Below are 11,166 nucleotides of genomic sequence, written 5' to 3' on the forward strand. Positions count from 1 at the left end.
ACGACGGGCCGTTACCGCCGTGGTTTCTTATTGTGTCTTAACGCTTCTTGCGGTTGGCAATGTGGATGGCACCGCCATTCACAGCCAGAGCAGCTTCGTGCAAGGCTTCAGACAGGGTCGGATGGGAGAAAACCATCATGCCCAGGTCTTCAGCGCTGGTGCCGAATTCCATACCGATCGCGCCCTGCTGAACCAGTTCTGCAGCGCTCGGGCCAATCACGTGCACGCCCAATACGCGGTCAGTCTTGGCATCAGCGATGACCTTGACGAAACCACCGGTATCGTTGGCGGCCATGGCACGGCCGGAAGCGGCGAACGGGAAGGTGCCGACGTTAACTTCAACGCCTTCAGCTTTCAAGGCCTGCTCGGTTTTGCCAACCCACGCGATTTCCGGGTGAGTATAAATAACCGAAGGGATCAGGTCATAGTTCATCTGGGCTTTGTGGCCCTTGATGCGCTCGACAACCATGATGCCTTCTTCCGAAGCTTTGTGAGCCAGCATCATGCCGCGAACCACGTCACCGATGGCGAAAACGCCCGGTACGGTGGTCGCGCAGTGATCGTCAACGTGCACGAAACCGCGCTCGTCGAGGGTCACGCCACTGTCGGCAGCCAGCAGATCAGTGGTCACCGGACGGCGACCAACGGCTACGATCAGCTTGTCGAAAGTGATGGTCTGTTCGCCGTTGGCATCGGTGTAGTTCACAACGACTTCGTCGCCGTTCACTTTCGAGCCGGTTACGCGAGCGCCCAGTTTGATGTCCAGACCTTGTTTGGTCAGGGTTTTCAGCGCTTCCTTGGAAACAGCGGTGTCCGCTGCCATCAGGAAGGTGTCCAGTGCTTCCAGAACAACGACTTCGGAGCCCAGACGCGACCAGACCGAACCCAATTCCAGACCGATCACGCCAGCGCCGATCACGCCCAGACGCTTAGGTACGGACTGGAATTCCAGAGCGCCAGTCGAATCAACGATGACTTTCTGATCAACCGGAGCCGGTGGAATGTCGATCGGACGCGAGCCTGGAGCCAGAATGACGTTTTCAGCTTCGATGACTTCAACCGAGCCGTCTGGCTTGGTGACTTCGACTTTCTTGCCAGCCAGCAGTTTGCCGTGGCCCTGGATCGAAGTAACGCCGTTGGCCTTGAACAGGGTGGCAACGCCGCCGGTCAGGTTCTTGACGATGCCAGCCTTGCGGCCAACCATCGCAGCGACGTCCATTTTGACTTCGCCAGTCGAGATACCGTGAACGTTGAAGCTTTCTTTCGCTTCCTTGTATTTCCAGGAACTGTCGAGCAGCGCCTTGGAAGGAATGCAGCCCACGTTCAGGCAGGTGCCGCCCAGGGCTTGCTTGCCTTCAGCGTCGGTGTACTTCTCGATGCAGGCAGTGGTCAGACCCAGCTGCGCCGCCTTGATGGCAGCCACGTAGCCACCAGGGCCAGCACCGATCACTACTACGTCAAATTTCTGCGACATTCAAAAATCCTCTTTTTTGCAGCAAGCGTGAAGCCGCAAGCCTCAAGCCAAACTGCGGTTACTCGCAGCTTGCAGCTTGAGACTTGCAGCTGCTTCTATCAAATATCCAGCAACAGACGAGCCGGATCTTCCAGCAGGTTCTTGATGGTCACCAGGAAGGTCACAGCTTCTTTGCCATCGATCAGACGGTGATCGTAGGACAGTGCCAGGTACATCATCGGACGGATAACGACCTGACCATTGATGGCCATAGGACGCTGGATGATGTTGTGCATGCCCAGAATCGCTGCCTGCGGCGGGTTGACGATCGGGGTCGACATCATCGAACCGAAGGTACCACCGTTGGTGATGGTGAAGGTACCACCGGTCATCTCGTCCATCGACAGTTTGCCGTCACGGGCTTTCTTGCCGAAGGTGGCGATGCCGCCTTCGATTTCAGCCAGGCTCATCAGTTCGGCGTTACGCAGAACCGGAACCACCAGACCGCGATCGCTGGAAACAGCAACACCGATGTCAGCGTAGCCGTGGTAAACGATGTCGCCGCCGTCGATCGACGCGTTGACAGCCGGGAAGCGTTTCAGCGCTTCGGTGGCCGCTTTCACGAAGAACGACATGAAGCCCAGGCGTACGCCGTTGTGGGACTTCTCGAACAGGTCCTTGTACTTCGAACGCAGGGCCATGACTTCAGTCATGTCGACTTCGTTGAAAGTGGTCAGCATCGCCATGTTCGACTGTGCTTCAACCAGACGCTTGGCCACGGTGGCACGAACACGGGTCATCGGTACGCGCTTCTCGATGCGGTCGCCAGCGGCGAACACAGGAGCAGCAGCCGAAGGAGCAGCAGCCTTGGCAGGCGCGGTAGCCGGAGCGGCTTTCTTGGCAGCAACAGCAGCAACCACGTCTTCCTTGGTCACACGACCGCCCTTGCCGGTGCCGGCAACGGAAGCGATGTTGATGCCGTTTTCTTCAGCCAGCTTGCGCGCAGCAGGAGCAGCAACAGGATCGTCTTCGCCTTCGGCAGCAGCTGGAGCAGCGGCAGCGGCCGGAGCAGCAGCGGCGGCTGGGGCAGCGGCAGCAGCGCCACCTTCAACGATGGAGCCCAGCACTTCGTCGGACAGGACGGTCTCGCCCTCGCCCTTGACGATTGCGCCCAGCACGCCATCAGCGGTAGCCAGAACTTCCAGTACGACTTTGTCGGTTTCGATGTCGACGATCAGTTCGTCGCGCTTGACGGCGTCGCCCGGTTGTTTGTGCCAGGTGGCAACGGTGCCATCGGCAACCGATTCCGGGAAAGTGGGGGCTTTGATCTCGATAGCCATTATCTGTGGTTCCTTAAATTCGGTTTCAGGTGCGCGAAGGCGTTAAATGGTAAACGCGTCTTGCAGGAGTTTTTCCTGCTGCTCGGCGTGCATCGATGCGTAACCACAAGCTGGGGCAGCAGAAGCCTCACGGCCCGCGTACTCAAGTACGAGAGACTTGTCGAGGTTACCGATGCTGCGACGCAAGTGGTGCTGGCTGCAGTACCAGGCGCCCTGGTTCATCGGCTCTTCCTGACACCAAACGGCATTTTTGACGTTGGTGTATGGAGCCAGGACTTCTTTCAAGTCGTCCTCAGGGAATGGATACAGCTGCTCGATACGCACGATGGCGATATCTTCACGGCCTTCGGCACGGCGTTTTTCCAGCAGGTCGTAGTAGACCTTGCCGCTACACAGAACAACGCGCTCGACCTTTTTCGGGTCCAGAGCATCGATTTCCGGGATCACGGTCTGGAACGAACCTTCGGCCAGATCTTCCAGGGTCGAGATGGCCAGCTTGTGGCGCAGCAGCGACTTCGGCGTCAGCACGATCAACGGCTTGCGCAGCGGACGAATCACCTGACGACGCAGCAAGTGGTAGATCTGTGCTGGCGTAGTCGGTACGGCAACCTGAATGTTGTGCTCGGCGCACAATTGCAGGTAACGCTCAAGACGTGCCGAGCTGTGCTCAGGGCCCTGACCTTCGTAACCGTGTGGCAGCAACATGGTCAGACCGCAGAGACGGCCCCACTTGTGCTCGCCGCTGGTGATGAACTGGTCGATTACAACCTGTGCACCGTTGGCGAAGTCGCCGAACTGGGCTTCCCAGATCACCAGCGCATCCGGCGTGGTGGTCGAGTAACCGTATTCGAACGCCAGTACCGCTTCTTCCGACAGGAACGAGTCGTACAGGTCAAAGCGTGGCTGACCGTCGTACAGGTGCTGCAGCGGAATGTAGGTGCCCGCGTCTTTCTGGTTGTGCAGCACAGCGTGACGGTGCGAGAACGTACCGCGGCCGATGTCCTGACCGGTCATGCGGATCGGGTGACCTTCGAACGCCAGGGTCGCGTACGCCATGGTTTCGGCGTAACCCCAGTTGATCGGCAGGCCGCCGGCTTGCATCTTCTGACGGTCTTCGTAGATCTTCGAGACCTGACGCTGAACCACGAAGCCTTCCGGAATTTCCAGCAGCTTGGCGGACAGTTCTTGCAGGGTCTTCAGATCAAAGCGAGTGTCGTGACGCGCAGTCCAGGCATGGCCCAGATACGGACGCCAGTCCACGAACAGCTCTTTGTTCGGCTCTTTGACCAGCGATTTCACTACGTGCAGACCGTTGTCCAGCGCGTTGCGGTATTCATCGACTTTCGCCTGAACACGCTCTGCGTCCAGCACACCGCCCTGGGTCAGACGATCAGCGTACAGCTCACGGGTGGTGCGCTGTTTGGTGATCTGCTGATACATCAGAGGCTGGGTACCGCTTGGCTCGTCGGCCTCGTTGTGGCCGCGACGACGGTAGCAGACCAGGTCGATCACCACGTCACGCTTGAACTGCATGCGGTAGTCGATGGCCAACTGGGTCACGAACAGCACGGCTTCCGGATCATCCCCATTCACATGGAGGATCGGCGCCTGGATCATCTTCGCAACGTCGGTGGCGTACTCGGTGGAACGCGAGTCCAGCGGGTTGCTGATGGTGAAACCGACCTGGTTGTTGATCACGATGTGCACGGTACCGCCGGTCTTGAAACCGCGGGTCTGCGACATCTGGAAGGTTTCCATGACCACGCCCTGACCTGCGAATGCAGCGTCACCGTGGATGGAGATCGGCAGAACCTTCTCGCCAGTGGCGTCATTACGACGATCCTGACGGGCGCGCACCGAACCTTCGACCACCGGGGAAACGATTTCCAGGTGGGACGGGTTGAACGCCATGGCCAGGTGAACTTCACCGCCGGCGGTCATCACGTTGGACGAGAAGCCCTGGTGATACTTAACGTCACCGGAACCCAGCTCGACCTTCTTCTTGCCTTCGAACTCGTCGAACAGCTCGCGCGGGTTCTTGCCGAAGGTGTTGACCAGCACGTTCAGACGGCCACGGTGGGCCATGCCGATGACGACTTCCTTGGTGCCGTAGGAACCGGAACGCTGGATCAGTTCGTCGAGCATCGGAATCAGGCTTTCGCCGCCTTCCAGACCGAAACGCTTGGTGCCCGGGTATTTGGTGCCCAGGTATTTTTCCAGGCCTTCACCGGCGGTTACGCGCTCAAGCAGGTGGCTCTTGATGTCGGCGGAGTACGTCGGACGACCACGCACGCTTTCCAGACGCTGCTGGAACCACTGGCGCTGCTCGGAATCGGTGATGTGCGTAAATTCAGCGCCGATGGTGCGGCAATATGTCTGCTGCAACGCTTCGTGAATTTCGCGTAGGCTCGCTTCCTCTTTGCCGATGAACAGGTCGCCGGCACGGAAGGTCGTATCAAGATCGGCATTGGTCAAGCCGTAATGATTGATCGACAGGTCTGCAGGTGCAGGACGCTGCCACAGCCCCAGCGGGTCAAGCTGGGCTGCCTGGTGGCCACGCATACGGTAGGCCTGGATCAATCGCAACACTTCAACTTGCTTCTTCTCGTGCTCACTGCTCACGCTGCCGGCGGAAACCGGTTGGGCGCGGCGCTGGTTCTTTGCCAGCAGCACGAAATGATCGCGAATCGTGGAGTGCGAAACATCAGTGGCAGAGTTGCCGTCGGCAGGCAACTTCTGAAAGTAGGTGCGCCACTCTTCTGGCACAGCGTTAGGGTCGTGCAGGTAGAGCTCATAAAGCTCTTCCACATAGGCAGCGTTTCCACCTGAAAGGTAGGCGCTGTTCCACATGCGCTGCATCACGCTTTCTTGCATGCTTGGTCACCCTCGGTTAGGGGAACACCATCGATGTCGACACCGAGCAAACTTGCAGAAGTCCGAATGCAGCGACTAAAACAAGCCACTTAGGATCACACTGATAGTCCGGGTACCAGCCCGGATGCCCCTGCTTGTCTCATTTCTTCAAAATAAGAGCGGCAGCTTGTGGCTACTGCTCTGGTTATAGCCATGACGCGGGTTGAAGCCCGCGCCACAGCCTCTACGGTACAGCGGTTACAGCAGCTGAATCACACGCCGCTCGAAAGCAGCATGTTACGGATGTGACCGATGGCCTTAGTCGGGTTCAGGCCTTTCGGACATACGTTGACGCAGTTCATGATGCCCCGGCAGCGGAAAACGCTGAACGGGTCATCGAGCGAAGCCAGACGCTCGTTGGTCTTGGTGTCACGGCTGTCTGCCAGGAAGCGGTACGCTTGCAGCAGTGCAGCTGGACCCAGGAACTTGTCCGGGTTCCACCAGAAGGACGGGCAAGAGGTCGAGCAGCAAGCGCACAGGATGCACTCGTACAGACCGTCGAGTTTTTCACGCTCTTCTGGCGACTGCAGACGCTCGATGGCCGGAGCCGGCGTGTCGTTCTGCAGGTAAGGCTTCACCTTCTCGTATTGCTTGTAGAAGATGCTCATATCGACGACCAGGTCACGGATAACCGGCAAACCTGGCAGCGGACGAACGATCAGCTTGTTACCTTTTACAACGGCGGACAGCGGCGTGATGCACGCCAGACCGTTTTTACCGTTGATGTTCATGCCGTCGGAGCCGCAGACGCCTTCACGGCAAGAGCGACGATAGGAGAAACCCTCGTCCTGCTCTTTGATCAGGGCCAGCACGTCCAGCACCATCAGGTCTTTACCACCGGTATCGACCTGGAATTCCTGCATGAACGGCGCAGCGTCCTGATCAGGGTTGTAGCGATAAACACTGACATTCAACATGGCGGTCACCCTTAATAAGTCCGGACTTTAGGTTCGAAAGTCGGAACAGTCTTCGGCGAGAAGTTCACGGCACGCTTGGTGACGCGCTTGTCACCCGGGAAGTACAGGGTGTGGCACAGCCAGTTTTCGTCATCACGATCTTCAAAGTCTTCACGGGCGTGAGCACCGCGGGACTCTTTACGTACTTCGGCCGCGATGGCGGTAGCTTCAGCCACTTCCAGCAGGTTTTGCAGTTCCAGCGCTTCGATACGTGCAGTGTTGAACGCCTGCGACTTATCGTTGATCTTCACGTTGGCGATACGCTTGCGCAGATCGGCCAGCTGAGCGATACCCTTCTGCATGTATTCGCCAGTACGGAATACACCGAAGTAGTTCTGCATGCAGCTCTGCAGCTCGCGACGCAGGGTAGCGACGTCTTCGCCGTCAGTACGGTTGTTCAGTGCGTTCAGGCGCGACAGGGCAGCTTCGATGTCGGCTTCGGTAGCGTCGTCGTATTCGATGCCGTCGGTCAGGGCTTTTTCCAGGTGCAGGCCGGCAGCGCGGCCGAATACCACCAGGTCGAGCAGCGAGTTGCCGCCCAGACGGTTGGCACCGTGAACCGATACGCAAGCCACTTCACCTACCGCGAACAGACCAGGAATGATCTGATCCACGCCATCGGCGTTCTGGGTGATCGCCTGGCCATGGATGTTGGTGGCAACGCCGCCCATCATATAGTGGCAAGTCGGAACAACCGGAACCGGCGCAACAACCGGGTCAACGTGGGCGAAAGTCTTCGACAGTTCGCAGATGCCTGGCAGACGGCTGTGCAGCACTTCCTCGCCCAGGTGGTCGAGTTTGAGCATCACGTGGTCGCCATTCGGACCGCAACCGTTGCCGGCGATGATTTCTTTAACCATCGAGCGAGCAACCACGTCACGACCGGCAAGGTCTTTGGCGTTCGGAGCATAACGCTCCATGAAACGCTCGCCGTGCTTGTTGATCAGGTAACCACCTTCACCACGGCAACCTTCTGTAACCAGTACACCGGCACCGGCGATGCCGGTCGGGTGGAACTGCCACATTTCGATGTCTTGTACCGGTACGCCAGCACGCAGAGCCATGCCGACGCCGTCACCGGTGTTGATCAGGGCGTTGGTGGTGGAAGCGTAGATACGACCTGCACCGCCGGTAGCCAATACGGTGGCTTTGGCGCGGATGTAGGAAGTTTCGCCAGTTTCGATGCAGATCGCGATCACACCGACGAAATCGCCTTCCTGGTTCTTCACCAGGTCGACAGCGTAGTACTCGTTCAGGAACGTGGTACCGGCTTTCAGGTTGCCCTGATAAAGGGTGTGCAGCAGGGCGTGACCGGTACGGTCGGAAGCCGCGCAAGTACGCGCAGCCTGGCCGCCTTTACCGTAGTCCTTGGACTGACCACCGAACGGACGCTGGTAGATACGGCCTTGTTCGGTACGCGAGAACGGCAGACCCATGTGGTCCAGCTCGAAAACCGCGGCCGGGCCTTCCTGACACATGTATTCGATAGCGTCCTGGTCACCGATGTAGTCGGAGCCCTTGACGGTATCGTACATGTGCCAGCGCCAGTCATCGTTCGGGTCAGCAGACGCGATCGCGCACGTGATGCCGCCTTGAGCGGATACAGTGTGCGAACGGGTCGGGAAAACCTTGGTGATCACGGCAGTCTTGTGACCACCCTGCGCCAGTTGCAGCGCAGCGCGCATGCCGGCACCGCCACCACCAATAATGATGGCGTCGAAAGAAATCGTTGGAATGTTAGCCATGACTCAGATACCCCAGAGAATCTGCACACCCCAGACGAAGTAAGCGAACATCGCAACGCCGCATACTGCCTGGAAAAGGAAACGTATCGCCGTTGCGGACTTGCCGAACGCCATCGGCGTCAGGTAGTCAGTCGCGATGGTCCACATGCCGACCCAGGCGTGAGCGCCCAGAGCAACAAGGGCCAGGAGGCTGAAAATACGCATCCCGTTGTGGGCGAACAGTTCATGCCACTGGGCATACTCGAGGCCAGGGTGGGCCACGACGTATCCGATCAGAAAGATGAAGTAAGCCGCGAGAACGACCGCAGACACACGTTGCGCCATCCAGTCATAGAGGCCCGAACGCGACAGGTTCGTGACGTTAGTTACCATATCCAAACTCCTGCCAGAACGATTACCACCACGGAAACGGCGATAACGATTTTCGAGCCCAGTTTGCCGCCTTCCAGCGTCTCACCGATGCCCATGTCCATGATCAAATGGCGCACACCGGCTACCAGGTGATACAGCAGAGCGGACAGGATGCCCCAAATCACTAGCTTGGCTAGCGGACTGGTCAGACACGCTTTCACCTGACCGAAGCCTTCCTCGGAGCTGAGCGACTTGTCCAATGCATAAAGCATGATGGCAAGGCACACGAAGAGGATGACACCGGAGATACGGTGAAGAATGGACGTGTAAGCAGTGACTGGGAGTTTGATGGTCCTTAGGTCTAGGTTTACAGGTCGTTGGCTTTTCACGGCTTTTTTTTCACACTGAAGAGCCCCTAACAATCAGGGCAAAGTTGTTGGGGAGTGCACTGGTCAGGTAACCACCACCCAGGGATGCGACCCCCAATGAAAGCAAGCCCAAAAGCCCTTGGCGGTCGGTGGCCGAGTATAGACAGTTAGGCTACTAATGACAACGCAATCACCTACCCCAAATAGCTGATTGCACAAGTCGTATAAAAGGCGTAAATGGCAGTCAATTTCGAGGAAAAAGTGCGCTTAAAGCCTTCTGGAGCAAGACTTTAGGCAAATTGACATTCGAATTTATCTCACTATAGTGGTGCGGGCCCTGCGTGGGGGGTCTGTCTGATGGTTCAAGCATAAATAGGAGGCCACATGGCTGACAAAAAAGCGCAGTTGATCATCGAGGGCGCAGCCCCCGTCGAGCTGCCCATTTTAACCGGCACCGTTGGTCCCGATGTAATCGATGTTCGGGGCCTGACGGCCACGGGCCGCTTCACTTTCGACCCAGGCTTCATGTCGACCGCCTCGTGCGAGTCGAAGATCACCTATATCGACGGCGACAACGGCATTCTGTTGCACCGCGGCTACCCGATCGAACAACTGGCTGAAAAGTCGGACTACCTGGAAACCTGCTACCTGCTGCTCAACGGCGAACTGCCGACTGCAGAACAGAAGGCCCAGTTCGTCAGCACCGTGAAAAACCACACGATGGTTCACGAGCAGTTGAAAACCTTCTTCAACGGTTTCCGTCGCGACGCCCACCCGATGGCCGTCATGTGCGGTGTAGTCGGCGCCCTCTCGGCCTTCTACCACGACTCCCTGGACATCAATAACCCGCAGCATCGCGAAATCTCCGCGATCCGTCTGGTTGCCAAGATGCCGACCCTGGCAGCGATGGTTTACAAGTACTCCATGGGCCAACCCATGATGTACCCGCGCAACGACCTGACGTACGCGGAAAACTTCCTGCACATGATGTTCAACACCCCGTGCGAGATCAAACCGATCAGCCCGGTGCTCGCCAAGGCCATGGACCGGATCTTCATCCTCCACGCCGACCACGAGCAGAACGCCTCGACTTCCACCGTGCGCCTGGCCGGCTCCTCGGGTGCCAACCCGTTCGCCTGTATCGCCGCCGGTATCGCCGCACTGTGGGGCCCTGCCCACGGCGGTGCGAACGAAGCCGTATTGACCATGCTTGACGAGATTGGCGATGTTTCGAACATCGACAAGTTCATCGCCAAGGCCAAGGACAAGAACGATCCGTTCAAACTGATGGGCTTCGGTCACCGCGTTTACAAGAACCGCGACCCTCGCGCGACTGTGATGAAGCAGACCTGCGACGAAGTACTGAAGGAACTGGGCATCAACAACGATCCGCAACTCGAACTGGCCATGCGCCTGGAAGAGATCGCGCTGACCGACCCGTACTTCATCGAACGCTCGCTGTACCCGAACGTCGACTTCTACTCGGGGATTATCCTCAAGGCGATCGGCATTCCAACCAGCATGTTCACCGTGATTTTCGCGCTGGCACGTACTGTTGGCTGGATTTCGCACTGGAAAGAGATGCTCTCCAGCCCGTACAAGATTGGCCGTCCGCGCCAGTTGTACACCGGCTACGAGTCGCGTGACATTACCAAGCTGGAAGACCGCAAATAAGATTTGTCTTGCGATGAAGTCTTAAGTTGTACCTGGAACGGCCTCTATTTATATAGGGGCCGTTTTTGTTTGTCTGGGATTTGGGGTTTTGGGATTGGGGGCATATCCGTTGCTGCGGGTGGTGCCGCTGGCGGTTTCGCTCTTACAGCGAGTCACCTTTTCCAAACGCCGAAAAGGTAACCTGATCTGGCTTAATGATTCTGGACACCCCTAAAGGGCGTTAATCTACGCCCAACGACGAGGTGTGATTTGACCAGACGATATTTTTCGACAGATTTCAAACGGGATGCGGCTTGCCTGGTTTTGGATAAAGACTATTCGGTGAGTGAAGCCTGCGAAGCAATGGGCGTGGGCCCTACAGCTCTG

General features: G+C 57.7%; 9 protein-coding genes. 2 read left to right on the top strand and 7 right to left on the bottom strand.

Features of this window, described 5'->3' with window-relative positions; genetic code table 11:
* Positions 1-37: 37 nt before the first annotated feature.
* The 7 genes from lpdA to sdhC all read right to left on the bottom strand — a co-directional run bounded on the left by lpdA (position 38) and on the right by sdhC (position 9,147).
* Positions 38-1,474 (bottom strand): dihydrolipoyl dehydrogenase, encoded by a 1,437-nt coding sequence (lpdA, locus tag CKW14_RS06135; protein WP_007919881.1) that lies wholly within the window; start codon positions 1,472-1,474, stop codon positions 38-40.
* A gap of 98 nt (positions 1,475-1,572) precedes the next feature.
* The gene (gene odhB, locus CKW14_RS06140) at positions 1,573-2,793 is read right to left on the bottom strand and encodes a 2-oxoglutarate dehydrogenase complex dihydrolipoyllysine-residue succinyltransferase (protein ID WP_095050219.1); all 1,221 of its coding nucleotides are present in this window, start codon (positions 2,791-2,793) and stop codon (positions 1,573-1,575) included.
* 42 nt (positions 2,794-2,835) lie between these two features.
* Positions 2,836-5,667: a 2-oxoglutarate dehydrogenase E1 component gene (locus tag CKW14_RS06145; protein ID WP_093439917.1), complete on the bottom strand. Its 2,832-nt coding sequence runs from the start codon at positions 5,665-5,667 to the stop codon at positions 2,836-2,838.
* A gap of 251 nt (positions 5,668-5,918) precedes the next feature.
* Entirely contained in the window at positions 5,919-6,623 is a 705-nt protein-coding gene (locus CKW14_RS06150) for a succinate dehydrogenase iron-sulfur subunit (protein ID WP_095050238.1), read from the bottom strand.
* 11 nt (positions 6,624-6,634) lie between these two features.
* Positions 6,635-8,407 carry a succinate dehydrogenase flavoprotein subunit gene (sdhA, locus tag CKW14_RS06155; RefSeq protein WP_093439913.1) on the bottom strand — a complete coding sequence of 591 codons (1,773 nt, stop codon included), beginning with the start codon at positions 8,405-8,407 and terminating at the stop codon, positions 6,635-6,637.
* 3 nt (positions 8,408-8,410) lie between these two features.
* On the bottom strand, positions 8,411-8,779 hold the full coding sequence (gene sdhD / locus CKW14_RS06160) for a succinate dehydrogenase, hydrophobic membrane anchor protein (RefSeq protein ID WP_003222999.1): 369 nt from the start codon (positions 8,777-8,779) through the stop codon (positions 8,411-8,413).
* Complete coding sequence (gene sdhC / locus CKW14_RS06165; protein ID WP_016773673.1) at positions 8,773-9,147, bottom strand: succinate dehydrogenase, cytochrome b556 subunit; 375 nt, start codon at positions 9,145-9,147, stop codon at positions 8,773-8,775. The genes sdhD and sdhC overlap by 7 nt, the downstream gene beginning before the upstream one ends.
* A 363-nt stretch (positions 9,148-9,510) precedes the next feature.
* On the opposite strand from sdhC, the gene gltA reads away from it, so the two are divergent.
* Positions 9,511-10,800: a citrate synthase gene (gene gltA, locus CKW14_RS06170; protein ID WP_003222994.1), complete on the top strand. Its 1,290-nt coding sequence runs from the start codon at positions 9,511-9,513 to the stop codon at positions 10,798-10,800.
* Between the two features lie 249 nt (positions 10,801-11,049).
* Positions 11,050-11,166, top strand: a 117-nt coding sequence (locus CKW14_RS30375) for a transposase (RefSeq protein ID WP_371857732.1), incomplete at its 3' end; no start/stop codon positions are given.

It is taken from the genome of Pseudomonas sp. Irchel s3a12 (genome assembly GCF_900187485.1).
In the GTDB taxonomy this organism is placed as follows: Bacteria; Pseudomonadota; Gammaproteobacteria; order Pseudomonadales; family Pseudomonadaceae; genus Aquipseudomonas; species Aquipseudomonas neuropathica.